Origin of the sequence: uncultured Veillonella sp., from assembly GCF_900545205.1 — a bacterium.
GTDB lineage: Bacteria > Bacillota > Negativicutes > Veillonellales > Veillonellaceae > Veillonella.
On record NZ_UQYC01000021.1, the window covers coordinates 1 to 25,509 of the forward strand.

29 protein-coding genes and 1 pseudogene are annotated in these 25,509 nt (G+C 40.4%); 28 read left to right on the forward strand and 2 right to left on the reverse strand.

The genetic code is table 11. The annotated features are described in order from the left end of the window. Nucleotides 1-288: 288 nt before the first annotated feature. Together QZR70_RS03415 and QZR70_RS03420 are read right to left on the reverse strand one after the other, a co-directional pair. Nucleotides 289-612: a YnfA family protein gene (locus QZR70_RS03415; RefSeq protein ID WP_295793131.1), complete on the reverse strand. Its 324-nt coding sequence runs from the start codon at nucleotides 610-612 to the stop codon at nucleotides 289-291. 109 nt (nucleotides 613-721) lie between these two features. Beyond that, complete coding sequence (locus QZR70_RS03420) at nucleotides 722-1,621, reverse strand: LysR family transcriptional regulator (protein ID WP_295793132.1); 900 nt, start codon at nucleotides 1,619-1,621, stop codon at nucleotides 722-724. A gap of 297 nt (nucleotides 1,622-1,918) precedes the next feature. Here QZR70_RS03420 and rpsD point away from each other — a divergent pair, with 297 nt between their 5' ends. The 28 genes and pseudogenes from rpsD to QZR70_RS03560 all read left to right on the forward strand — a co-directional run. Further along, nucleotides 1,919-2,506 carry a 30S ribosomal protein S4 gene (rpsD, locus tag QZR70_RS03425; RefSeq protein WP_004695181.1) on the forward strand — a complete coding sequence of 196 codons (588 nt, stop codon included), beginning with the start codon at nucleotides 1,919-1,921 and terminating at the stop codon, nucleotides 2,504-2,506. 214 nt (nucleotides 2,507-2,720) lie between these two features. Beyond that, nucleotides 2,721-3,161 carry a 50S ribosomal protein L13 gene (rplM, locus tag QZR70_RS03430; protein WP_005381375.1) on the forward strand — a complete coding sequence of 147 codons (441 nt, stop codon included), beginning with the start codon at nucleotides 2,721-2,723 and terminating at the stop codon, nucleotides 3,159-3,161. A gap of 20 nt (nucleotides 3,162-3,181) precedes the next feature. After that, entirely contained in the window at nucleotides 3,182-3,574 is a 393-nt protein-coding gene (gene rpsI / locus QZR70_RS03435; protein ID WP_005377846.1) for a 30S ribosomal protein S9, read from the forward strand. Nucleotides 3,575-3,761: 187 nt separating this feature from the next. Continuing rightward, nucleotides 3,762-4,553 (forward strand): enoyl-CoA hydratase, encoded by a 792-nt coding sequence (locus QZR70_RS03440; protein ID WP_287512939.1) that lies wholly within the window; start codon nucleotides 3,762-3,764, stop codon nucleotides 4,551-4,553. 169 nt (nucleotides 4,554-4,722) lie between these two features. Further along, nucleotides 4,723-5,478 (forward strand): 6-phosphogluconolactonase, encoded by a 756-nt coding sequence (gene pgl / locus QZR70_RS03445; protein WP_295793135.1) that lies wholly within the window; start codon nucleotides 4,723-4,725, stop codon nucleotides 5,476-5,478. Nucleotides 5,479-5,514: 36 nt separating this feature from the next. Beyond that, on the forward strand, nucleotides 5,515-5,757 hold the full coding sequence (locus QZR70_RS03450; RefSeq protein ID WP_004695192.1) for a twin-arginine translocase TatA/TatE family subunit: 243 nt from the start codon (nucleotides 5,515-5,517) through the stop codon (nucleotides 5,755-5,757). Between the two features lie 14 nt (nucleotides 5,758-5,771). Continuing rightward, on the forward strand, nucleotides 5,772-6,080 hold the full coding sequence (locus QZR70_RS03455) for a heavy-metal-associated domain-containing protein (protein WP_295793136.1): 309 nt from the start codon (nucleotides 5,772-5,774) through the stop codon (nucleotides 6,078-6,080). Between the two features lie 66 nt (nucleotides 6,081-6,146). Beyond that, nucleotides 6,147-6,590, forward strand: coding sequence for a cupin domain-containing protein (locus QZR70_RS03460; RefSeq protein WP_295793138.1), 444 nt, complete (start codon nucleotides 6,147-6,149; stop codon nucleotides 6,588-6,590). 89 nt (nucleotides 6,591-6,679) lie between these two features. Beyond that, nucleotides 6,680-8,083 carry a DASS family sodium-coupled anion symporter gene (locus tag QZR70_RS03465; RefSeq protein WP_295793140.1) on the forward strand — a complete coding sequence of 468 codons (1,404 nt, stop codon included), beginning with the start codon at nucleotides 6,680-6,682 and terminating at the stop codon, nucleotides 8,081-8,083. A 237-nt stretch (nucleotides 8,084-8,320) separates the two neighbouring features. After that, on the forward strand, nucleotides 8,321-8,452 hold the full coding sequence (locus QZR70_RS03470) for a hypothetical protein (protein WP_024066646.1): 132 nt from the start codon (nucleotides 8,321-8,323) through the stop codon (nucleotides 8,450-8,452). Between the two features lie 193 nt (nucleotides 8,453-8,645). Next, nucleotides 8,646-10,316 (forward strand): dihydroxy-acid dehydratase, encoded by a 1,671-nt coding sequence (gene ilvD / locus QZR70_RS03475; protein WP_295793142.1) that lies wholly within the window; start codon nucleotides 8,646-8,648, stop codon nucleotides 10,314-10,316. Between the two features lie 41 nt (nucleotides 10,317-10,357). Continuing rightward, on the forward strand, nucleotides 10,358-11,581 hold the full coding sequence (gene ilvA / locus QZR70_RS03480) for a threonine ammonia-lyase (protein WP_105094168.1): 1,224 nt from the start codon (nucleotides 10,358-10,360) through the stop codon (nucleotides 11,579-11,581). Nucleotides 11,582-11,599: 18 nt separating this feature from the next. Further along, nucleotides 11,600-13,309, forward strand: coding sequence for a biosynthetic-type acetolactate synthase large subunit (gene ilvB / locus QZR70_RS03485; protein WP_295793145.1), 1,710 nt, complete (start codon nucleotides 11,600-11,602; stop codon nucleotides 13,307-13,309). After that, nucleotides 13,309-13,797: an acetolactate synthase small subunit gene (ilvN, locus tag QZR70_RS03490; RefSeq protein ID WP_024066649.1), complete on the forward strand. Its 489-nt coding sequence runs from the start codon at nucleotides 13,309-13,311 to the stop codon at nucleotides 13,795-13,797. Before ilvB ends, ilvN begins: the two co-directional genes overlap by 1 nt. Nucleotides 13,798-13,808: 11 nt before the next feature. Next, entirely contained in the window at nucleotides 13,809-14,594 is a 786-nt protein-coding gene (locus QZR70_RS03495; RefSeq protein WP_295793147.1) for an ABC transporter ATP-binding protein, read from the forward strand. A gap of 184 nt (nucleotides 14,595-14,778) precedes the next feature. Continuing rightward, nucleotides 14,779-15,786 (forward strand): ketol-acid reductoisomerase, encoded by a 1,008-nt coding sequence (gene ilvC / locus QZR70_RS03500; RefSeq protein WP_004695212.1) that lies wholly within the window; start codon nucleotides 14,779-14,781, stop codon nucleotides 15,784-15,786. A gap of 144 nt (nucleotides 15,787-15,930) precedes the next feature. Next, on the forward strand, nucleotides 15,931-16,440 hold the full coding sequence (locus QZR70_RS03505; RefSeq protein WP_295793149.1) for a hypothetical protein: 510 nt from the start codon (nucleotides 15,931-15,933) through the stop codon (nucleotides 16,438-16,440). A 123-nt stretch (nucleotides 16,441-16,563) separates the two neighbouring features. Continuing rightward, a complete protein-coding gene (locus QZR70_RS03510) occupies nucleotides 16,564-17,025 on the forward strand; it encodes a DUF3290 family protein (RefSeq protein ID WP_295793150.1) in 462 nt (153 codons plus the stop codon). A gap of 12 nt (nucleotides 17,026-17,037) precedes the next feature. Then, nucleotides 17,038-17,757, forward strand: a complete 720-nt coding sequence (locus QZR70_RS03515) for a DUF421 domain-containing protein (protein WP_295793152.1) — start codon at nucleotides 17,038-17,040, stop codon at nucleotides 17,755-17,757. Nucleotides 17,758-17,819: 62 nt separating this feature from the next. After that, nucleotides 17,820-19,547: a radical SAM protein gene (locus tag QZR70_RS03520; RefSeq protein ID WP_295793154.1), complete on the forward strand. Its 1,728-nt coding sequence runs from the start codon at nucleotides 17,820-17,822 to the stop codon at nucleotides 19,545-19,547. 9 nt (nucleotides 19,548-19,556) lie between these two features. Continuing rightward, the gene (pgeF, locus tag QZR70_RS03525; protein ID WP_295793156.1) at nucleotides 19,557-20,411 is read left to right on the forward strand and encodes a peptidoglycan editing factor PgeF; all 855 of its coding nucleotides are present in this window, start codon (nucleotides 19,557-19,559) and stop codon (nucleotides 20,409-20,411) included. 130 nt (nucleotides 20,412-20,541) lie between these two features. Next, nucleotides 20,542-21,228: a YggS family pyridoxal phosphate-dependent enzyme gene (locus QZR70_RS03530; protein WP_295793158.1), complete on the forward strand. Its 687-nt coding sequence runs from the start codon at nucleotides 20,542-20,544 to the stop codon at nucleotides 21,226-21,228. A gap of 51 nt (nucleotides 21,229-21,279) precedes the next feature. After that, entirely contained in the window at nucleotides 21,280-21,777 is a 498-nt protein-coding gene (gene sepF / locus QZR70_RS03535) for a cell division protein SepF (RefSeq protein WP_105089674.1), read from the forward strand. Nucleotides 21,778-21,803: 26 nt separating this feature from the next. Continuing rightward, nucleotides 21,804-22,598 carry a pyrroline-5-carboxylate reductase gene (gene proC, locus QZR70_RS03540; protein ID WP_295793161.1) on the forward strand — a complete coding sequence of 265 codons (795 nt, stop codon included), beginning with the start codon at nucleotides 21,804-21,806 and terminating at the stop codon, nucleotides 22,596-22,598. Nucleotides 22,599-22,600: 2 nt separating this feature from the next. Continuing rightward, the gene (locus tag QZR70_RS03545) at nucleotides 22,601-23,386 is read left to right on the forward strand and encodes an RNA-binding protein (protein ID WP_009350993.1); all 786 of its coding nucleotides are present in this window, start codon (nucleotides 22,601-22,603) and stop codon (nucleotides 23,384-23,386) included. Between the two features lie 57 nt (nucleotides 23,387-23,443). Further along, nucleotides 23,444-24,091 carry a bifunctional precorrin-2 dehydrogenase/sirohydrochlorin ferrochelatase gene (locus QZR70_RS03550; RefSeq protein WP_295793163.1) on the forward strand — a complete coding sequence of 216 codons (648 nt, stop codon included), beginning with the start codon at nucleotides 23,444-23,446 and terminating at the stop codon, nucleotides 24,089-24,091. Then, entirely contained in the window at nucleotides 24,060-25,331 is a 1,272-nt protein-coding gene (gene hemA, locus QZR70_RS03555; RefSeq protein WP_295793167.1) for a glutamyl-tRNA reductase, read from the forward strand. Before QZR70_RS03550 ends, hemA begins: the two co-directional genes overlap by 32 nt. A 4-nt stretch (nucleotides 25,332-25,335) precedes the next feature. Then, nucleotides 25,336-25,509: pseudogene (locus QZR70_RS03560) on the forward strand (hydroxymethylbilane synthase); the annotation flags it as partial.

Consider the following 25,509-nt stretch of genomic DNA (forward strand, 5'->3'; position numbering starts at 1 on the left):
GAGCGCCTGCCTTACAAGCAGGATGTCGGCAGTTCGATCCTGTCATCGTCCACCAACGTAAGCGGTTATCTTTGGATGACCGCTTTTTTGTTATAGTAAACAAGATATATTTATAGGTAAAGGAATAGCTATTTATTTAAGGTCATAGTTATAGGAAAATAGTTACCTATATAAAACAATAGTAATAGGACAATAGTAATAAAAATAAGAGTACAACTGTAGTGGTTGTACTCTTTGCACTTTATGTAGTTATTGTTGTTCTTTATGTAGTAGTTGGATTCTTAGTATTTAACGCGGTGCGTACATGATGATATAAACGCCCACAAGACATACGAGACCACCGATGATATCATATGTGTCTGGTCGTAAACCATCGATGAGCCAACCCCATAGGATGGAGAGGGCGATAAATACGCCACCATAGGCTGCGTAAACTTTACCAAAGCTTGCTTCCGGTTGGAAGGTAGGGATGATGCCGTATAAAAATAGGATGATCGCACCAGCCAGTAAATAGATAGGACTTTTATCGTCGCGCATATATAGCCATACGAGATAACCGCCGCCAATTTCAGCTAAACCAGCCAATATAAAGAAGAAAATAGATAAGAGCATAATAACCTCACAATATTAATTGAAATCTATTCTCTATTTTACAACTTGTTGCGGTAGAGGGCAATAAAAAAGCCTGTACACGTATTTGTGTACAGGCTTTGGTTCGTTCTTATAAACGTGCTGGTGATTCGCTATGCACATAATCCATAAAGGTATGCATTGTTTCGGATTTAGAGTTATTCTTCTTGAATGCGAAGCACACTTGTAGTTTAAATGGTTTTTCTAAAGGTATGAAGCCATCATTGATATTTAAAGAATTTAAGATTTGGCGTGCTACGATGCAGCCAGATTTATTTTTTTTGCAGTAGTCGATCATTGTATATGGGTTGGATAAACGGCTACCTCTAATATGTAGGTTTTGTTGGCCGTTACCTACATAGTTTTTCAATGTGCGATACATAAAGTACTTAGGTGGATACATAAGCAACGGTTGTTGTTGAATTGCTTTCAAGCTAGCAACTTCCATATTATCGATAATGTTTGGTGCATAGTATACGAATTCGTCCTCGCGAAGGGCTGTAGATTCATATGCTGACATATCCTTGTTATTTGGTAAGTAGAGGAGGGCAATGTCGATACGATTTTCGCGTAAGTCGAGCATCAACTCTTCTTCTTCCATGTCATAAATGCTGACAGAGAACTCAGGGTGATTTTGGAAGAAGTGGGATACATATCCGTTAAGACGAATGTCCCCTAAACTACGCAATACACCAATATTTAAGATTGGACGTTCTACCTTGCTGGCTAAACGAATCGATTGAATAGCACGTTCCAATGTGTCGAGAACTTGTTCTGCTTCTGGTAGGAATAATTCACCTTCTGGTGTCAAACGGCTACCTCGTGTAGAGCGGGAAATTAATTTCACACCAACTAGACGCTCTAATTTTTTCATTTGAGCGCTGAAAGCTGATTGTGTAATGTTCATAGATTGTGCAGCTAATGTAAAGCTTCCTGTTTTATTATAGGTAATAAAACTTTGTAGCTCTTGCATTGTAGGTAACTCTTTCATAGTATTCCCCCAATATTGACATAAAACTCCAATGATACCTATTACCTTTCTTACTAATATTGTAGCATACTATAATTGTTTTTTCATCTAAATCTATAAAATATGATGAAGCATGCGCAATCGATATAGTGAGCAATATTATCGTAAAAAATAGTGATAAATTAATGCGATTATGCACTTATTTCAATGACTTTCACCATTATCAATAATTGACATAAGTAAATGAAAATGATATTATACATGGGTACCATTATGTGTAGGTACAGGTTTATATTAATCTTATGAGGTGATAATCACATGGCAACGAGAAGAGAGGCTCGATTCAAACTTTGTCGTCGCTTTGGTGTGAACGTATTCGGTCACGCAAAAGCCTTGAATCGCGTCAAAAAAGACCAACGTCAGAAAAAAATGTCTGAGTATGGCACACAATTATTAGAAAAACAAAAAGTTAAAGCTTACTATAACTTGCTAGAACGCCAGTTCGTACGCTATTATGATAAAGCGAAAAAAATGCAAGGTGTTACAGGTCAAAACATGTTGATCCTTTTGGAACAACGTCTTGATAACCTTGTATATCGCATCGGCTTCGGTAACTCCATTCGTCAAGCTCGTCAAATGGTAAACCATGGCCACATCTTGGTAAACGGTCGTCGCGTAGACATTCCTTCCTTCTCCTGCAAACCAGGCGATGTAATCGAATTGCGCGAAGCATCTCGTGACAACGAAATGTTCAAAACTAACTTCCAAGAACTTCGTTCTTTCGAACTTCCTTACATTGAAAAAGACTTGGAAGGCTTCAAAGCTACATTCACTCGTCTTCCTCAACGTGAAGAACTTCCTATCGAAGTTAACGAAACACTTATCGTCGAATTGTACTCCAAATAATTTGGCGCTTATGGGAAAACCACTCAGAATTGGGTGGTTTTTCTTTATGACATGTCACTGTTAATGGGCTATAACGGTGCAAAAAACAATTGACATAGAACACCAAAATCTGTATACTATTTTGAGTAAGCTTTAGTCGTGTTTCCATTAGCCCCGGAAGCAAAGGACAAGCTGATTTTGGTAGAATTATGACGTTATTAGGAGGATATGCAGCATGAAAACTACATTTATGGCCAATCCGAACACAATCGAACGGAAATGGTATGTTGTTGACGCTGAAGGTAAAACTTTAGGACGCCTTGCTGCCGAAGTTGCAAAAGTTCTTCGGGGCAAAAATAAACCAACTTTCACACCACACGTAGACACTGGTGACCATGTGATCGTTGTAAACGCAGAAAAAATTCGCGTAACTGGTAAAAAATTGGAACAAAAGGAATACTTCCGTCACTCTGGTTACCCAGGTGGTTCCCGTTTCACTAAATTGTCCATGATGCTTGAAAAACAACCTGAACGTGTTGTTGAAATGGCAGTTCGTGGTATGCTTCCAAAAAATAAATTGGGTGCACAACAATACCGTAAATTAAACGTATACGCTGGTCCTGAGCATCCACATGCAGCTCAAAAACCAGAAGTATTAGAAATTTCCGTACGATAATCTAGAGGGAGGAACATATAATGGCAGTAGCACAATATTACGGCACTGGTCGTAGAAAATCTTCCGTTGCTAGAGTTCGTCTGGTACCGGGCACAGGTAAAATCACTGTTAACAAACGTGAACTTAATGAATATTTCGGTCGCCAAACTTTGGAATTGATCGTAAAACAACCTTTGAACTTGACTAACACAGTTGAACAATACGATGTAATCGCAACTGTAGCTGGTGGCGGTCCTTCTGGTCAAGCTGGTGCAATTCGTCACGGTATCTCCCGTGCGTTATTGGACGTAGATGGCGAACTTCGTCAATCTTTGAAAAAAGCTGGCTTCTTGACTCGTGACCCACGTATGAAAGAACGTAAAAAATACGGTCTTAAAAAAGCCCGCAAAGCAAGCCAATTCTCCAAACGTTAATATTTGGAAAACAGGTTATTACACCTGCAGACATTGTCTGCAGGTGTTTTTTTATACTATGATTAATATAATATTGTCGTTAGAGTGGAAATTTATTTTTACGTTTACATCTATATTTAATTCCCCTATAATAGAAGTATAATAATCGAATTTTTTCGAAAAGGTATTTTCATATAGGAGAACTCATATGATTTATAATACAATTCAGTACGTAGTGGACAACGGCATTGGTACGTTGACATTCAATCGTCCTGCAGTGGCGAATGGTTTTAACATCGAAATGTGCAAGGAGATCCTTGAGGTTTTAGATAAAGCACACAACGATGAAAGTGTTCGTGCATTGCTCATCAATGCAGAGGGTAAAGTATTCTCTGCTGGTGGCGACTTAACAGAAATGGAACGCGCTGTAAATGATGGCGATACAGAGTCTTTGTTTGAAATTGTTGAGCTGGTAGCTCAAATTTCTATGGCTATGAAACGCTTACCTAAACCTGTTATCATGAGCCTTCAAGGCGCTGCAGCAGGTGCGGCATTCAATATGGCGTTAGCTGCAGACTTTGTGGTAGCAGCCAATAATGTACGCTTCATTCAAGCATTCGTGAACGTAGGTCTTGCTCCAGATGCAGGTGGTTTGTTCTTGTTGACTCGATCCATTGGCATGAACCGTGCTATGCATATCGTTATGACTGGTGAAGCCGTATCTGCTGAAAAAGGTAAAGAACTTGGCTTTGTATATAAAGTTTGTGAATTAGAAGATCTAGAAACTGCTACAAGACGTCTTGTAGAGAAATTAGCAAAAGGTCCTGCACAATCTTACCGCGTTATGAAAGAAATGATGTGGAATAGCTTCTTATCTGGCTGGGAAGAGTACAAGAAGTTTGAAGTAGAAAATCAATGCTCCTTAGGTCTTTCTGAAGACTTTAAGGAAGGCGTACGCGCATTCACTGAACGTCGTCGCCCTAAATTTGGTCAAAAATAATAATTATTCTCTTGTAATTCTTTGGAATATCATGTATTTTATAAGCAGTTACTAATATAATTCGAACCGGTGTGGCTCTATATATTGAGTTACATCGGTTTTTGCTTTTATTATGAAGTAAAAGTGATATAATAGTACTATTATAATAGTTTTAGGAGGTCATTATTACATGGCTCAAGATACAATTAAATGTTATGACAGTCCTAGTGATGTGGTCCAAGCCTTGGCAGAGGACTTTATTGCTTTCACCAATGATGAAATTAGTCGTACAGAAACGTGCGTTGTTGGTATTACTGGGGGCACTGTCGTAAATGGTTTGTTAGAATTACTTAACTCACCTGAATATATTGAGCGCCTCAATTGGGAACGCATATTCTTCTTGTGGACTGATGAACGTTTCCTACCGCAATCGAATGAGGATAATTACTTTAATCGCGTAAAACCTCATTTGCTATGTAAGGCAAAGGGGGCTGCTCACTTCTTGCCAATCAATACGGATTCTAAAACCGTATTAGAAGCGGCTGAAGAATATGAAAAAGAGGTTCGCAATGTCCTCAAGGCGTGTAAGAAATCTGGTCTCGATTTGGCTTTGCTAGATCTAGGCGAAGATGGCCATACAGCAGGATTATTTGCAGGCTCTCACGCGCTTCGCGTGGCCGATCAAGATGTGGTTGCCGTCGAGGATGGCAAGGTATGGGAACGTATTTCCATGACATTCTCATTCTTGGCTAAATCCGATGCCGTTTGGTTTACTGTAACTGGTGAAAGTAAGCGAACTGCATTGACAAAGGTATTGTACCAACGCGAGGATTACGAGGATTTAACGTGGGAAAAACGCATTGGTCGTACATTGCCTGGTGCTGTACTTTCACAAGAAGCTATGACCTGGTATGTGGACAAGGCAGCCTATAATGATGTACACTAAAAGGTGTAAATTTTAGTAAATATAAAGGAGATACATATGGGATCTATAGGAACACCTGAATTAATAGTTATATTAGTGATCGCTCTAGTTATCTTCGGACCTGGTAAATTGCCTGAAGTAGGTAAAGCTATTGGTAAGGGCATCAATGAATTTAAAGATGCTATTTCCGGCCCTAAAAAAGCTGTTGATGAAACGAAAGAAGCCGTTAAAAAAGCGACTACTATCGACGTGACAGCAGGGGCAAAAAACGACGATAAACATAAAGAAGCTAACGATTAATAGGAGGTATCACTATGTGCAAAGATTGTGGTTGTGGTGAAGATAATGGCGTTGTAACAAAGGTATTTACTGTACCTGGTATGATGTGCAACAACTGTAAAGAAACTGTTGAAGGTGCATCCCTTGGTTTACCTGGTGTTTTGAGCGCAGAGGTAAATTTGCCAGAGAAAACAGCGACTGTTTCTTTTGATCCAGCAAAAGCATCTGTTGAAGTTATTACAAAAGCTATTGAACGTACAGGCTTTGAAGTAGAAAGCGTTACAGATGGTGTACAAAAACATAGTCATGGTTTACTAGGAACATTGAAACGTTTCTTCAAATAATCGAACCCATAGGGCTGTATTGAAACACTGTTTCGATGCAGCCTTTTTTCATAAAGAGGTAATAAAATGATACGCAAGTTTGATGCTAAAAATTTCAAGTGGGATGGCGTCGATACCTTGGTATACAAGCAAGATGGTAGCCCTTTTAAAGATGTAACACGTCAAGTTTTATACGATGGGGCCTTTGATATTCCATGCCAATTCCGCTATTTTGAATGCTTGCCAGGTGGTTACTCCACACTAGAATATCATGAACATACACATATGGTTATGATATTCCGTGGGAAGGGTCAAGTCTTATTAGGCGATGAAATCCATGATGTAGAAGCTGGTGATTTTATTGAGATCCCAGGTAAAACGATTCATCAATTCCGGGCTAATAAAGGAGATTATATCGGATTCCTTTGCTTGGTTAACCAAGATCGGGACAAGGTAAAATTATTAACCCCTGAAGAGATGGATACATTGCGTTCTGATCCAAAGATTAAAGAATTTTTGGAAAGTTGCTAATTTATATGGCGGTTATGTGTGATGACCGCCATATAGTTTTTTATAATCAACAGTAGCTGTTGATATGTGTAGTTTGATAGGGAGGTTCTATGAATACCTTTACACGCGCCGCACTGACGGTACTGGTAGGACTTGTGATTTGGTTCTTGCCTCATACGGAGGCGATTAAGCCTGAAGGATGGCATTTATTAGCTATCTTCACGGCTACAATTGTAGGTTTTATTTTACGACCTTGGCCAACAGGCATTATGGCACTCTTTGGTATTGTTGCAGCAGTAGCAACAAATTCTATTACCATGGTACAAGCATTAGGTGGTTATGCTGAGGCTAATGTATGGCTTATCGTGGCAGCTGTATTCTTTTCTAGAGGTATTATTAACTCTGGTCTCGGTAAGCGTATTGCGTATACCTTGATTCGTGCGTTTGGTACTAGTTCCTTAAAGTTAGCCTATGCATTGGCTTGTACGGATCTTATTATTTCTCCTGCCACACCATCTAATACGGCGCGTGGGGGCGGTATTATTTTCCCAATCGTACAAAACATTTCCTTAGCTTTTGACTCTGAACCGAATGGTAGTACAGCTCGTCGCATAGGGGCGTACTTGATGACTACGGCTCATACGATAAACACTATAACCGTAACTATTTTCTTAACTGCTTGTAGTGGTAACTTATTGATTACATCATTAGGGGCTAAATTATTTGGTTATGATATTTCTTGGTGGGAATGGTTCCAAGCTGGTGTGATCCCTGGTGTGATTTGTATGATTTTGATGCCTTGGTTTATCTATAAAATCTATCCACCAGAAATTAAAGAAACTCCACAAGCAGCTGAAATGGCTCAAAAAGAGTTAGATGCGCTTGGGCCGATTACGAAGGCTGAAATTTCTGTGGCTATTATCTTTGTACTTTGTATCTTACTTTGGGCTACAGCAATTTGGACGAAGTTACATCCTACTGTAGTTGCTATGATGGGCGTTCTTGCTTGTGTAGTAACGGGTTCCCTTACATGGGAAGATATTCTCGGTGAACGTACTGGTTGGGATATCCTTATCTGGATGGGGACGCTCGTAGGTATGGCAGGTCTCCTTGGTAAACTAGGCGTAGTAGCTGTATTTGCAGATTTTGTAAGTCAACATCTGGTAGGTATTGATTGGTTCTGGGCATCCTTTATTATCTCTGCAACCTTTGTATACTCTCAATATTTCTTTGCCAGTGGTACAGCGCGTATTACAGCGTTATTCTCCGCCTTTGCAGCTATCTTGGTAGCAATGGGCGCACCAATTCCGTTTACCATTTTGCTCTTTGGTTTGATGAACAGCCCTGGCTGTACATTAACACATTATAGTTCTGGTGTAACGCCAATCTTCTTCGGTGCTGGTTATGTACCACAAGGAACATGGTGGCGTGTAGGCCTTGCTATTTCTGTGGTTAGCTTCTTAATTCACTTCTGGGGCGGTACCCTTGGCATGTGGCTATTCGGTATTCTATAATATTCAAAAATCTCTCACAGTAGTGGGGGATTTTTTGTTTGCGCTATCTGTTTAGTAGTTTGTTATCGTTTTATTTTCTATGTGTATTAGATAGGCAGTGTATTATTGTTATTGCTATAGTTTTTATATATGGTAAACTTTAATAATTTATATGATAAATCTATAGAATATTTATTGCACGACATTATATAAAGTGTTATTATTATTTTATGATTACAGATTACTTTAGGAGGAAACATGTTGGGTTTAGTCATTAGCTTGTTGATTATCGCGCTCGTCGTGATTATTAAAGACATTCGAATTATGAACAACAACTTAACACGTTTTTGTCTTAGAAGTTCCACGAATGGTTTAATATACAATCAATAAGAATTGACTATACGGTTTGTTTCTTATGTGTATTTATTCCAAGGGGTACATAGGATTGTTTATGTATATCGGAATTCTGTAAACAAAAGGAATATCATTTGTAAACTTTTAAGACGATTCATAAGAATCGTCTTTTTTTATTCAGTTGAAAGGCATCCAAGTGGATACTTTCAAGAAAAGTGAGGAGATTAACATGAGTTGTAGAAGTGACAATTTAAAAACAGGCGTAGCACGTGCACCACACAGATCTTTGCTAAAAGCTCTTGGTTTTGTTGATGAAGAAATGGGCAGACCAGTCATTGGTATTGCGAACTCTTTCAACGAAATTATCCCTGGTCACGTGGGCTTGAAAAATATTGTACAAGCCGTAAAAGACGGCATTCGCAACGCAGGTGGTGTGCCAATCGAGTTCAATACAATTGGTATTTGTGACGGCTTGGCGATGAACCACATCGGTATGAAATACTCCTTGGTAACTCGTAATATCATCGCTGATTCCATCGAAGCAACAGCTATGGCAACACCATTTGATGCTATGGTATTTATTCCAAACTGCGATAAAGTAGTACCTGGTATGTTGATAGCTGCAGCTCGTCTAAACATTCCATCCGTATTCGTGTCTGGTGGTGCTATGCTTGCAGGCGTACATAATGGCAAAAAAATCGGTTTGTCTGATGTATTCGAAGCAGTAGGTAAACATCAAACTGGTGAAATGGGTGATGCTGAGTTAGCTGAAATCGAAAATACAGCATGTCCTACATGTGGTTCTTGCTCTGGTATGTACACAGCTAATACAATGAACTGCTTAACAGAAGCTCTTGGTATGGGCCTTCCTGGTAATGGTACAATTCCAGCAGTATACTCCGAACGTTTACGTCTTGCTAAATTAGCAGGTATGCAAGCAGTAGAGGTATTGAAAGCAAACCTTCGTCCTAAAGACATTATGACACGCGAAGCCTTTGAAAATGCAGTAGCTCTAGATATGGCTTTGGGTGGTTCCTCTAATACAGCACTTCATTTGCCAGCTATCGCTCATGAAGCAGGTGTACCATTGTCCTTGGACGACTTCGATCGCATTGCACAAAACACACCTCAATTGTCCAAACTTTCTCCATCTGGTAAATACTTCATTGAAGACTTGTATGCTGCAGGTGGTGTATCTGCGGTGTTGAAACGCTTAGCAGAAAATGGTCGTTTGCATACAGATTGCAAAACTGTAGCTCTTAAGACACAAGGTGAAATTGCAGAGGCAGCTCATGTTGTGGATGAAGATGTTATCCATCCATGGAACAATCCTGTTCATGAAACAGGTGGCATTGCAGTTCTTAAAGGTAACCTTGCAGTAGACGGTTCCGTTGTAAAAGCTGGTGCCGTAGATGATGATATGCTCGTTCACTCTGGCCCAGCAAAGGTATTCAACAGCGAAGAAGAAGCTGTTGAAGCTATTACAGGCGGTAAAATCGTAAAAGGTGATGTGGTAGTTATTCGTTACGAAGGCCCTAAAGGCGGTCCTGGCATGCGCGAAATGTTGACACCAACATCTATGATTGCAGGTATGGGTCTTGATAAAGACGTAGCCTTGTTGACTGACGGTCGTTTCTCTGGTGCTACACGTGGTGCATCTATCGGTCACGTATCTCCAGAAGCAGCTGCAGGTGGTACAATCGCCGTTGTTGAAGATGGTGATATCATCAACATCGATATTCCAAACGGCAAATTGGAATTAGCTGTATCTGACGATGAAATCGCTCGTCGTAAAGCCGCATTGAAACCATTCAAATCCAATGTAACTGGATACCTTAAAAAATACGCTCTTCATGTATCCTCTGCAGCACAAGGTGCTATCGAAGTATTTGAAGACTAATAGTAGATTTTCATTAATACTAACTAGAGGAGATAGAGTACATGCATAAGTTGTATGATTTTATGGAGGCTCGTGAGCGATTAAGCACAATCACGGTGAAAACAAAATTGCTTCACAGTGATGTGTTCTCCGATGAAAGTGGCAATGATGTATATATCAAGCCAGAAAACTTGCAAATAACAGGTTCCTTTAAGGTTCGTGGTGCCTATAATAAAATTGCAAAATTAACAGAAGAAGAAAAGGCGCGCGGCGTTATTGCCGCGTCTGCCGGTAACCATGCGCAAGGTGTAGCGCTTGCTGCAAAACGTCTAGGCATTAAAGCGACAATCGTCATGCCAAAACATACACCTCTCATCAAGGTGAATGCTACAAAACAATATGGTGCCGAAGTCGTTCTACATGGTGAGATTTATGATGAAGCTTACCAAAAAGCGATGGAATTACAACAAGAGCACGGATATGTGTTCGTACATCCTTTTGATGACGAAGATGTTATCGAAGGGCAAGGTACAATTGCATTAGAAGTTCTTGAGGAATTGCCTGATGCGGATGTATTGCTAGTTCCTGTTGGTGGTGGCGGTATTGTTTCTGGTATCGCAGCTGCGGCAAAATTAAAAAATCCTAGCATTAAAATTATTGGTGTAGAACCAGAAGGCGCGGCTAGTGCAATAGCTGCGTTAAAAGCAGATCATCCTGTACCACTTAGTGAGGTGGCAACTATCGCAGATGGTACAGCTGTACGTCAAATCGGCGAAACTACATTAAAATATATTAAGAAATATGTAGATGAAATTGTTACTGTCTCTGATTATGAATTGATGGAAGCATTTTTGTTGCTTGTAGAAAAACATAAGTTAGTAGCAGAAAACTCCGGTATTTTACCATTAGCAGGTCTAAAAAAATTAGACTGTAAAGGCAAAAAGGCAGTAGCCATTGTTAGTGGTGGTAATATCGACGTACTTACGATTTCTTCTATGATCAATAAAGGTCTCGTATTACGTGGTCGTATCTTCACTTTCTCTGTCAACCTTCCAGATAAACCAGGTCAATTGGTTGCTGTATCTGAAATGCTTGCAGATGCGGATGCAAACGTTATTAAACTTGATCATAATCAGTTTAAAAACCTTGACCGCTTCCATGAAGTGGAATTGCAAGTGACTGTAGAAACAAATGGTGAAGAACACATCAAACACATTATTGATACTTTCAAAAATAATGGTTACATTATTAAACGATTAAATTCCAGCGAGATTTTATCTGAATAGCTGGTCGAAAGGGTTCCTATGAGCGCAGAAACAATCAATGGGGCACGCATTGTCCTTGAAACATTGCATCGCCTTGGTGTAACCGACATGTTCGGTTATCCAGGTGGCGCGGTAATTCCAATTTATGATGAAATTTATAGCTTCCCTGAAATTAAACATTATTTTGTTCGCCATGAACAAGGTGCAGCCCATGCAGCAGATGGTTATGCACGCGTATCTGGAAAAGTAGGCGTATGCCTTGCTACATCCGGTCCTGGTGCAACTAATCTTGTTACAGGTATTATGACTGCTTACATGGATTCTGTACCTATGGTGGCCATTACTGGTCAGGTTGGTCGTCCCTTTATTGGTAAGGATTCCTTCCAAGAAGCAGATATCCAAGGTATTACCATGCCGATTACAAAACATAACTACCTTGTTCAAGATATTCGCGATTTACCTCGCATCATCAAAGAAGCGTATTTTATTGCTAGTACAGGTCGTCCAGGACCTGTTCTTATCGATATTCCAAAGGATATTCAAACAGAAAAAATATCCATGACAGAATACAATAAATTATATGAAGTACCTATCCATCTTGAAGGTTATGATCCAACCTATAAAGGTCATCAAGGGCAAATTAAGAAAGCGGCTACACTCATTAAAAATGCGAAACGTCCGCTCATCATTGCCGGTGCCGGTGTATTGAAATCTGGCGCTATGGATGAGTTAAAGGAATTGGCAGAAAAGGCTCAAATTCCTGTAACAAATACATTAGTTGGCCTTGGTGGTTTCCCAGGTAACCATGAGCTTGCTCTCGGTATGGTGGGTATGCATGGCTCTGTAGCGGCTAATAATAGTACAGAAGAAGCAGACCTTGTTATTGCGGCCGGTATTCGCTTCCACGATCGCATTACAGGTCATCCAGATTTCTTCTGTAAAAAAGCTAAAATCATTCATATCGATATCGATCCAGCAGAAATTGATAAAAACGTTACTATTAACGTACCAATTGTAGGTGACTTGAAGCGAGTTTTATCTGAACTTAATGCGCTTGTAGAACCTACAAGTCATGAAGCGTGGATCGGACAAATTCGTGAATGGCAAGCGGAATATCCTATGGTAATTCCTGAATCTAAAGATGGTGTACTACATCCTCAATACGTATTATCCGAACTTAACAAGATTGCTAAAGAGGATGCAGTTATTGTAACTGACGTAGGCCAACATCAAATGTGGGCGGCTCAATTCTTAACTCATAAAAAACCTCATACCATTGTTACATCTGGTGGTGCAGGTACCATGGGCTATGGTTTACCAGCTGCCATTGGGGCTCAAGTGGGGGCACCTCATAAACAAGTAATCCTTGTTGTTGGTGATGGTGGATTCCAAATGACCTTCGAAGAGCTCATGATGGTTCGCCAATATAATTTACCAATTAAGATTGTTATCATTAATAATGGTTACCTTGGCATGGTTCGTCAATGGCAACAAATCTTTAATAACCGCCGTTATTCCTATGTAGATTTGGAAACGAGTCCAGACTTCTTGAAATTGGCAGATGCCTTTGATTTGAAAGCCGCTCGTATCGATAATGTAGAGGATTTCAATAAAGAATTTAAATCTTTCATTACATCTGATGAAAGTATCATCTTGGATTGTCGTGTAGCAAGAGAAGATAATGTATTGCCGATGATTCCAGCTGGCGGTACCGTAAGTGGTATGATGGGCAAGAAAGGGGTGCTATAATGGCGAGAGAACATCAAGTCTTAGTAATTGCAAAAAATACAGCAGGCATTGGTGCACGTATATTGGCACTCTTTAACCGTCGTGGTTTTAATGTTACAAAGATGACATCTGGTATTACAAATACACCAGGCTACGCTCGTATTACCCTCACCGTTGAGGCAGATGATCGCATCTTGGATCAAATTCAAAAACAAATTTACAAGCTCATTGATGTGGTAAAGGTTAAAGTCTTTGAAGATCATGATGTGGTGTGCCGTGAGTTAATGCTTATCAAGGTAAAAGCAACTGCTGCAACACGCTCTCAAATTGTACAAATTGCCGATGTATATCGTGGCAATGTGCTCGATATTTCTCCTACTTCTATGATTATTGAAGTAATTGGTAGCGTAGAAAAATTACGCGGTTTCATTCAAATTATGGAAACTTATGGTGTCCTTGAAATTGCCAAAACTGGCATTACCGCAATGAGCCGTGGAGAAAAGATTTAGGAGATGGTTGTGTGAGTAGTGAATTACTCCATTATGAAGACGTCAAGTTTCGTCGTGAAGGCCGCGAAATTTTAAAAGGCATTAATTGGCATGTTGAAGAAGGGGAGAATTGGGCCTTATTAGGTCTCAATGGGGCTGGTAAATCGACGATGCTCAGCATGATTCCAGCTTACCAAATTCCTACAACAGGACTATTACGCGTATTTGGTCATGAATTTGGTAAATATGCATGGCCTAAGATCAAGGCCCGATTAGGCTTTGTTAGTTCGGCGCTTGGACAATTCCAGTCCACCTTGGATAAACAAGTGGTAGAAGATGTTGTTATTTCTGGTGCTTTTAATAGTATCGGTATCTATCAGAAGGTAGATCCTGAGGTGCGCGAACGAGGAATTCAATTATTGTCTGAGTTTGGTTTGTCCTATTTGGAAGGCCATAGATTTCATACACTATCTGCTGGTGAACAGCGCCGCGTATTATTAGCACGGGCTATTATGGCTAATCCAGATTTGCTCATTCTAGATGAGCCTTGCTCTGGACTTGATTTGCCTGCTCGCGAGCAATTCTTAAGAACTGTTGAGAATATGGCACGAGAGGAGCATAAGCCTTTTATTTATGTATCTCATCAAATTGAAGAGATTATGCCCAGTATTACACATGTATCTATTATTAAAGATGGCCTCATTGTGTATAAAGGCAAGAAGCGAGACATCTTGACAGATGAAATTCTAAGCGACGTATTTGGTATTGATGTATCTGTAGTATGGGAGAAAAATCGCCCATGGATTATAGTTAAATAAGAGCTAAAATTGGGATAATTCATTTTTTCTTAATACAAAAAGGGTACAAATTTAAGTTGTAGATTAGTCTATTTGACTATTCGATAAATTACGATATACACTACAAATCTTGCATTTATTTGTGAGATTGTGTACAGTATATATATTAAATATTCTATTGAATATATATTGGAGGTTGTCTAGTATGGCAGGTAAAATTTTAGGTACTACAGTTTATTATGATGCAGATTGTAATTTGAGCAAATTGGAAGGCAAAAAAATTACAGTTTTAGGTTACGGTTCTCAAGGTCATGCGCATGCATTGAACTTGAAAGAAAATGGTATGGACGTAACAATTGGTCTTCGTGGTGGTTCTTCTAGCTGGAAAGCTGCAGAAGAAGCAGGCCTTACAGTTAAAGAAACTGCAGAAGCAGTTAAAGGCGCTGACATCGTTATGGTATTGATTCCTGACGAATTACAAGCAGACGTATATGCACAAGATATCGCTCCTAACTTGAAACAAGGCGCATATTTGGCATTTGCTCACGGCTTCAACATTCACTTTGGTAAAATCGTACCTCGTGAAGACATCAACGTATTCATGGTAGCTCCTAAAGGCCCTGGTCATTTAGTACGTCGTACATACCAAGAAGGCTCCGGCGTTCCTTGCTTGTACGCAGTAGAAAAAGACCCATCTGGCGATACTGAAGAAGTTGCATTAGCATGGGCTTCTGGTATCGGTGGTGGCCGTTCCGGTATCTTGGAAACTAACTTCAAATCTGAAACTGAAACTGACCTCTTCGGTGAACAAGCTGTATTGTGCGGCGGTGTTACTGAATTGATCAAAACTGGTTTCGAAGTATTAACAGAAGCTGGTTATGAACCTGTAAACGCTTACTTCGAATGCTTGCATGAAATGAAATTGATCGTAGACCTTATCTACGAAGGTGGCTTCCAAAAAATGCGCCACTCCATTTCCAACACTGCTGAATATGGTGACTACCATGCAGGTCCTCGCGTAATTACTGCAGATACTAAAAAAGCTATGGAACAAATCTTGGCTGATATCCAATCTGGTAAATTCGCTGACGAATTCTTGGCTGATTCCAAAAATGGTCAAAAATTCCTTAAAGAACATCGTGAAGCAGCTGCAAACCATCCAATCGAACCAGTTGGTGCAGAACTTCGCAACTTGATGAGCTGGTTGAAATAAGAGATTACTGTAGTAATTTCTTGATAAGCATAAGCTTACTGAAAGCGACCCCATTTGGGGTCGTTTTTTATTGAGTAATACTAGTACGTATGATATAGTTAACGTAGAGTCAGTGTAGTATATTTTGGTATAAGGAGAGATACTATGAGTTCTACAACTATTATTATCATCGTAGCGGTTGCAGTCATTTGGGCCATTTTGTTTGCCGTATTTATGAAGTTCAATAAAAAACGACAAGCCGGTGAACAACAATTTGTACAAGAGAATGCTAATAAAGCGATTCTTCATATTTATGGTAAATCTGTAAAGGTTGATGGTAAGGACCTTTCTACTATTGATCATAAAACTGGTCAATATGGTCAAGTCATTGTGGCAGTAACACCAGGAGAACATACCATTGAATCCGTATATTACACAACGGATAATGTGGGTACTAAAACAAAGAATATTGAAACACAGCCTGTTACCATCACAATTCCAGTACAAGCAGGTAATGAATATAATGCGGCTATGTATTTCTATTCCGCAGAACAACGTAAGGCCTATTATAAAGGTGACGTTGATGATGCTATTTTAGAAGTTGAACTAGAATTAGAATCTGGTTTTACAGCGAATACCCATGCTTATATCATCGTGTACCGTGAATGTAAATAAATTAGTATAGTAACTGTTTAATAGAGCTATCATTGTGGTAGCTCTATTTTTTATAAATCGTTGTTGGTTATTATCATATTTATTTGTGATATAATAAAGAATAATATATGAAAGGAGAACGATATGGATTTTTACACTTTGGCCTATGTTGAAAGTCAGGCTGTGACAGGCCAAACATGGGGCTTTATCGTTTTTGTTGCCATTCTTTTAGCATTGCTCGTTCTAGGTGTACAGGTATTGCGAAATGGTTTTACTAATCGCTATCGGGATTTATTGGTTATTTTGTCTTTAATTGTAGTATTTTTCTTAGGCCTTGAGTATCAAGAGTATAATCGAATGAAAACATATTCTGAAGACTCCTCTCGTATGGCTCAATTTTTACATTCTTTTAGTGCTGATCGTTCTGTACCAAGTGAGCAATTAGCGGTTAACTCCTTAAAAATTCGCAATGGTATGATTTTAAAGGTAAGCGATGATTATTATGAGGTTCAGTTTAATCCAGAATTTACAACCTATACAATTACTCGTGTGTATAAGATGAGCCCAACAGATCGTATTCATGATAAAGCGGACGTATTACCATAAGGAGGAACGTAAATGACAGAAGCTATGGCCGTCTATGGGATGGTCTTTGCCAAACTCGCCATCGGTCTCTTGGCGATTATCTTACAAATCAACTTAATGGGGAAGGGCAACTTAGCGCCAACCTCTGCTTTGGACCAATTACAAAACTATGTACTTGGTGGTATTATCGGTGCCATTATTTACAATGACCAAATCGGTATTTTACAGTTTATGTTAGTCCTCATTTTATGGACTATACTTGTAATGACGCTTAAGTTCTTAAAAGGAAATCTCCGATTCTTTAAAACTATTTTGGATGGACATCCTGTAATTGTTATTGAAAAAGGTCATATCTTAACAGAAGAATGTATGCGTTATGGCATTCAAGCGGCGGAGCTTAAGTTAAAGCTTCGTACAGCAGGTGTTCAATATGTTACGGATGTTAAGCGTGCTGTATTGGAGCAAAATGGTCAGCTCAGCGTAGTTCAATTTAGTGATGAGAATATTAAATTTGACCTTATTGATGATGGTCAAATTAACCATTTTACATTAGATGTAATTGAAAAAGAAGAAGAGTGGCTTGAAGCAGAGGTTGAAAAGCAAGGGTATAAAATAAAAGATGTATATATTGCTGAATACAAAGATGGTGAGGTAGTCATCTATCCGTATGAAAGAAAACATCGTCCTCAAATTGTAAGTGCTTTAAAAACTAAAACTATTTCTACTAAAAATACATTGAAATCTAAATTTTAAAATCTAATATGTAGTATTTTTAAGCCCACTATTCATAGTGGGCTTATATAGAAAGGGAACTAGTGAATCGTAAAGATTTAATTGATCGATTACAAGAATTATATAAAGACGAAGATAGTCGGGTTACTGTAAACCCTCATGCAGGGCAAAAGGTAGCAATCGTCTATCCCAATACATATTTTGTAGGCATGAGTAATCTTGGTCTGCACATTATTTATGAGGAAATCAACTTACGCAATGATAGCGTATGTGAACGCATTTTCTTGCCTGAGAAGAAAGAATTAGAAGCATACGATAAGACTAAGACACCGTTGATGAGTGTTGAAACACAGAGGCCTATGCATCAATTTGATGTGGTGGCCTTTGACGTGACCTTTGAAATGGACTATTTCCATATTCCGTTGATGTTACGTCATGGACGCGTACCTATTATGGGGAAAGACCGCACCGAATTTGATCCTATCGTTATTGCCGGTGGCCCATGTGCTACCTTTAATCCAGAGCCTTTTGCGGACTTTATCGATGCTTTCATCATCGGTGAAGGGGAAGGTATCGTTAGTCGCGTTCTAGATATCATTCGCGATGGCAAAATGGAGGGTCTAGATCGACATGCTATTTTGCGTCAATTAGCGAATATATCTGGCGTGTATGTACCATCCTTATACGTGCCAATTTACAGTGACGACGGCGAATTTAAAGGTTACCATATTGCTGAAGGTGCACCAACAACGATTAAACGCCACTTTGAAATGCTCACTAGTGGTGGCGAAACCGTAGTAGCAACAAACTATACAGAATTTGGCGCTATGTACATCATCGAGGTTGCACGTGGTTGTGGACGGCATTGTCGATTCTGTATGGCCGGCTATTGTTTCCGTGTACCGCGCGTACGACCGTTAGAAATATTAAAAGAAGGCGTAGATAGAGCAGAGAAATTAGGTAAAAAGGTAGGCCTTATGGGGGCCGCTATTTCTGATTATCCAGAGGTAGATGAGTTAGTTAATTACATTCGTTCTAAAGATATGCGCTACTCTTGTGCGTCCTTGCGGGCGGACTCCTTAACGCAAGCCGTTGTAGATGGCTTGGCAGATAGTGGGCAAAAGACGATTACCATTGCGCCAGAAACGGGCAGTGAACGATTGCGGCGCGTCATCAATAAGGGCATTAGCGAAGAGCATTTACAAAATGCGGCCACTTTATCAGCTAAGTCTGGTATCCAACATATGCGACTCTACATTATGATTGGGTTGCCAACGGAAACTGACGAGGATATTGAAGCAATTGTAGGTCTGGCAGAACGGACGCAAGCCCATATGGCAGAGGTAGGCTGTAAAGGTCGTTTAACGCTCAGTATCAATCCATTTATTCCGAAGCCTTTTACACCATTCCAATGGATGGCTATGGATAATCAAAAAACGGTAGAGAAAAAACTTCAATATATTAAAAAAGCATTGCAAAAGAATCGTCGTATCGAGGTGCTCGTTGAATCACCTAAAGAGGCATATATCCAAGGTATACTAGCTCGTGGTGATCGCCGTCTTGGCGCTGTTCTTGCGGCATGTGCAGCAGATCGTGGCAGTAAGTCCTTCAAGGCTGAAATGAAGGCAGCAGGCCTAGATATGGACGAGATGAACTATCGTGAACGAAGCTTTGATGAATTCTTACCATGGAGTCACCTCGACATGGGGATGGACGATGGATATCTTGAAATGGAATGGAAACGCTCTGTGGATGAAGCGTATACACCGCCATGTGTACAAGGCTGTAAGCGATGTGGTGTATGTAAATAGGAGGCACTTATGAATCAATCTGTAAAACGTATAGATGTTAAAGGACCTCATGGTACTTGGTCTTATGAAACTCCTAATTGGGCAGATTGTTTTCCTATTACAATAGGTGATACATACCGTCATGGTGGTGTATCTCAAGAGCCCTATGAATCACTAAATTTAGCATTTCACGTAGGGGATGAGCCTAAGTATGTTCGTGAAAACCGTGCTATTATTGCTGAATATTTAGGTGTTGAACCAGAGCGAATCTCTTGTGGTAATCAAGTACATGGTTTAAATGCTGTAGAAATCACAGAAAATCTCGTTGGTGCTGGAGCCTTTGGAGAGGATACAGCCATAGCCGATTGTGATGCTATATTTACAAAATTACCGAATGTACCGCTTTTTTTATTTACTGCTGATTGTGTAGCTGTAGGTATTTATGATGCTAAGCATCACGCTATCGCTACGGTACATGCAGGCTGGCGCGGAGCGATAGGACATTTGCCAGTTCTTACTATTGAGGCTATGAACGAGGCTTATGGTACGGAGTTCAAAGATTGTTATATCTATCTTGGACCTAGCATTGGGCCAGAATCCTTTGAAGTCGATGTAGAGTTAGGGAAACGTTTTGAATTAGCTTGGCATGGTATGACCGACCGTAGTGTAGCTGATGTTGTAAACTATCCAGGTGATAAACTAGATAAAGCCTATATCAACTTATGGAACTTTATCGCCGAAGGACTTATGGTGAATGGTGTGCCTAAAGAAAATATCGCTATTGGCGGTACCGATACAGTAACAGATAGAGATTGTTATTCCTATCGTCGGGAATCTGCTAAAACAGGTCGCATGGCTTTATTTAGTATGCTACAAGAACGGTAGTATATACATACATAGATTTATAGGCTTTATAAGACCTAAATGATGTACAATCAATAATAAATACTATATAATAGAATAGTCTATACAAATATATTTTATGGTTTTTAAATATAGATTGAAGGGGAATCACATGATTGAAGAATCCCTACACGCTATACAGCAGCGCATGGCAGATGCTATGGCGCGCGTTGGTCGCGTAGATACAGCATTATTAGTAGCTGTTACTAAGAACCACCCTGTATCAGCGGTGGAAGAGGTCGCACGTCTCGGTGTTACTCATGTGGGGGAAAATCGAGTACAAGAGGCTAAAGAAAAACAGCTTACCTATAAAGGTCCACAATTGACATGGCATTTGATTGGTCATTTACAGGTCAATAAGGTGCGTCAAGCGGTGCCTATGTTTGATTTAATTCATTCTGTAGACAGCCGTAAATTATTAGATGAAATCGAAAAGGTTGCAGCCAAGCACGATAAGGTGCAAGATGTGTTATTGCAAGTTAATGTAGCTCGTGAAGCATCTAAAACAGGCATGACCGTTGAAGAGTTTCCAGAAATACGAGACTATGCAAAGACATTACCTCATGTCCGTGTTCGGGGCTTAATGTGTATGGCACCATTTTTCGATGATCCAGAGGAAGCACGTCCAATCTTCCGCGTAGCAAACGCCTTGTATGAGGATATGAAGGGCTACTTTGAAGAAGGGCAGATTCAATATTTATCTATGGGGATGACTCACGACTTTGAAGTCGCTTTAGAAGAAGGGGCTAACATCGTTCGTGTAGGCACAGCAATTTTTGGGGAACGTGTGTATTATTAAGGCTCGGGTTGCCTAGTAATCGGTAGCGTTATGTATTAGGAGGAAATCCAAATGGCATTGGGAGATTATTTAGACAAAGCAAAAAACTTATTCTTAGGCAAAAATGATGATGACTATGAATATGATGATTATGACTATGAAGATGAAGAGGAATACGAAGCGGAACCTACACCAGTAGCTCCAGTAGCTCCAGTATCCGGCGCATCTGAATTTCATCCACGCAAGGTAGGAGGCCAATCTACGATGACACAACGTCCAACAGCTATGAAAGTAGTTGTAATTGAACCAAAAGTATTTGAAGATTCTGAAAATATTACACATCAATTACGCGACATGCGTCCTGTATTGATTAACTTTGAAAATACAGATCCTCATGAAGCAGCACGTATTGTGGACTTCGTATCTGGTGCGACTTTTGCATTGGATGGTAAATTGGAAAAGGTGGGTAAGGACATTTTCATGTGCGTACCTGTAAATATTTCCATTGATTATTCTGATAATGAAAGTAACAAAACTGAGCAAAACGAATACGCTTGGGAAAACAAATAATTTCTCTATAAACGGTGGTGACAACGATGTTAGGTAAAACCTTATTTATCGGCGTTGGCTCAATGGGTGGCGCTCTATTGCGCGGTGCATTACAGCATGGCGTGTTGAAAGCAAGTGATACGCACATTCTAGTACGTCGCGAAGAACAATGTAAGGCTCTTACAGAGGAGCTCGGTGTAGTAGGTTTTACGACTATGCCTAATGTGCATGAGTACAATACTATTCTCTTGGCCGTAAAACCACAAGTGTTACCATCTGTATTAGAGACGTTAAAAGAAGTACCTTATGGGACTGTTATGATTTCCGTTGCTGCAGGTATCACCTTAGATACTCTAGATGCAGCAATTCCGCAAGCTAACTGGTTTAGAGCTATGCCAAATACACCGGCTTCTATCGGTGCAGGCATGACGGCCCTTGCCGGGGATGATGTACATACAGATCTTGGTCGTGATGTTCAAGCCTTGTTTGAGGCTGTTGGCGAAGTGGCCGTGGTAAGCGAAGCTGATTTAGATCGCTTAGGCGCACTATCTGGTGCAGGTCCTGGCTATATGTTCGTCATTCTTGATGCGTTAGCTGATGCGGGCGTTCGCATCGGATTGCCTCGTCACTTAGCAATCAAGGCTGCGGCTCAAACGATGTATGGTGCAGGCAAGATGGCTCTTGAAAGTGGCAATCATCCAGCAGTACTACGAGATCAAGTAACAAGTCCAGGTGGCACGACCATTGCCGGTATTGGTGCCATGGAAAAAGGTGGACTTCGCAGTGCTCTCCAAGACGGCGTAGTAGCATGTCTTGCTCGGTCGAATGAATTGGGGAAATAATTTTGGCAGATACTAGTAAATTAATACGATATTTTGAAGCCAGTGGCAGCGGTGAGGAAGCTCGCCGCATGCTTGACCTGGCTGAGCAGGTTGTAAAAGGTCGCCCTTATCGCGTGGCGGACTTTACGAGCCCTGCAGGCCTTGTCATTGCAGACGCAATCAAGGCTAACTACCCACAGCTTATCGTTAAGACCGATGGTGGCTATGAAGGGGCGGAACGTATACGTATCGCTTTTGTAGATAGCGACTTTAACGGTACTGTGGACATGGGCATTCGCGCCCTTAAGGTAAATTGGGACCCACGGTTCCGATTGCTTACCCATCGCGATGTGCTAGGCTCCTTGATGGGCCTTGGCATTGATCGCTCCAAATTTGGGGACGTTATCGTTCAACAAGGGGGCGCTCAAATTATGGTGGATGAAAGCGTAGCAGACTTTGTGATTCAAAACTTTACAAAAATCGCTATGGTTTCCGTATCTGTAGAGGCTATTGAGCTATCAGATATTGCACCAAAAGAAGAAAAAATTAAAGAAGTCCGCACTACAGTTGCTTCTTTGCGCTTAGATGCGGTGGCAAGTTCTGGTTTTAGCGTGTCTCGTACTAAATTGGTAAGCGCTATAAATGCAGGATTATTGCAAGTAAACTGGCAACCAGCTAAGGGGGCATCCCAAGAAGTTAAAGAAGGGGATGTGATTTCTATGCGTGGTCGTGGCCGAATGAAGGTAGAAGCCATTACAGGTACATCTCGTAAGGGGCGTATCGGCGTATATCTGAAACGATTCATGTAGGCAATTGAAAATCGGCTTGACCATCAAGCCGATTTTTTTATATATAGTAGGACAGCCATGGTATCCATAACATTTCAACCTATAACAGAAGATACAATCCTATTCGTAGGCGGCGGGGAGGTCGCAGAGCGACGAATACAGCTCTTTATTGATGAGCCGTGCAACATTGTCGTAATTGCTCCCACTGTAACAGATAGGATTTGCCAATGGGCAAAGGATAATCGTATCACGTGGTACGACCGTGCTTTCACAATGGACGATGAACACCACATTATAACGAGCAGTTTGTTCTTTATCTGCACAGATAATAGCAAATTAAACGATACGTTGTATGAGATGGGGAAAAAACACCGCGTATGGACTAATCGCAGTGACGCCCCTAGGGCGTGCAGATTTACTGTACCTTCATCCCTTGAACTGGGCGATCTTCACATCGCTATTAGCGCTAATAACGTAGGACCTCGTATCAATCGCCTCGTGCGGCAAGATATGATGAATCGTTATGGTCAGTTGCAAAAGGCTATGCCTAGACTTAAAATATTTAGAGAAGAAGTAAAGTTACTACTTCCTACCCCAGAGGCTCGACAGAAATTTTGGCGAAACCATCTGACAGTAGAAACTTTTGAAGCCATTCTCAAGGGAGAGTGGAGGACTATAGAGGAGAAACTTGCCCATGAAATTAGTGGTATTAGGTCTAAATCATAGAAGTGCCGCTGTTGAGGTGCGTGAACGTTTCTCGTTTGATAAGGACGAGGTTGCTTCAGCACTAAACCGCCTCTATGAATTCGACTGTGTAGCAGAATGCGTTATATTGTCTACATGCAATAGAACTGAAATCTATGCGGCCTTAGAAGGTGTAGAGTTCCCTAAAGAATATATGCTGGCTGTGTTAAAGGATTTAAAAGGTGCCGACCATATCGATGAAGATGCCTTTTTCTTCTATGAAGAGCGCGATTGCATTGAACATCTATTCCGTGTATCTGCAAGTCTTGATTCCCTTGTATTGGGGGAAGGTCAAATTTTGAGCCAATTAAAAGGGGCTTATATTCAGGCTTATAGCGCAGGTTGTACAGGCACAATTTTTAATATCTTATTCCAACGCGCTATTAGTGTTGGTAAAAAGGTACGGACGAACACAGGTATTGCTAATACGCCTGTATCCGTTAGCTACACTGCTGTTAACCTTGCGGAGGACAGCCTAGATAAACCATTATCTGAAGCGACGGTACTCATCTTAGGTGCTGGTACCATGAGTGAGTTGACCGCAACGCACTTACAAGCAAAGGGCGTAAAAACGATTTTTGTATCCAATAGAACCTTTACCAAGGCAGAGGCTTTAGCAGAGCGATTTAATGGTAAAGCTGTTAAGCTCGATAACTTTGTAGATTACGCTAAAGATGCGGATATCCTCATCACATCTACAGGGGCGCCGCACTATATTATTACTGAACGTGAAGCAAAGAAAATTACCTCTCTTCGCAAAGGTGAGCCAATCGTTATGATTGATATTGCGGTACCACGCGATATTGATCCCGGCGTAGCAGATATGGAAGGTATTTACCTGTTTAATATCGACGCTCTTGAAAGTGTAGTTGAAGAAAATAAGGCACAGCGCGAAGAGGAAGCTCGTCGTGCAGAGCCTATCATTCACGATGCTATTGAAGAGTTATTAGATAAATTGAGCTATTTGACTGTGCGTCCTATGATGGCATTGCTCACAGAAAAAGCAGAACGCATTCGCCGTCGTGAGTTACATCGCGCATTAGCGAAATTGCCTGATATTTCTGATAAGGAGCGCCGTATTATGGACTCAATGAGTCGCATGATCATCCGCAAAATGTTACGTGAACCGATGATTCACTTTAACGAAATCGCTGGTACAGAGGAAGAAGGTTTGTACTGGGATTTATTCAAAGATATGTTTAATCTTGAGAAAGAAGGGTAAGGCTATGAGAGACCATATTCGAATCGGCACGCGAAAAAGTGCCCTTGCCCTATGGCAGGCTGAACATATTAGTGCAGAGTTACAACGTCTGTACCCAAACATTACGGTCGAGCTAGTTCACTTTAATACAAAAGGGGATCGTATCTTGGAAAAACCACTGGCTCAAGTTAGATCGGAA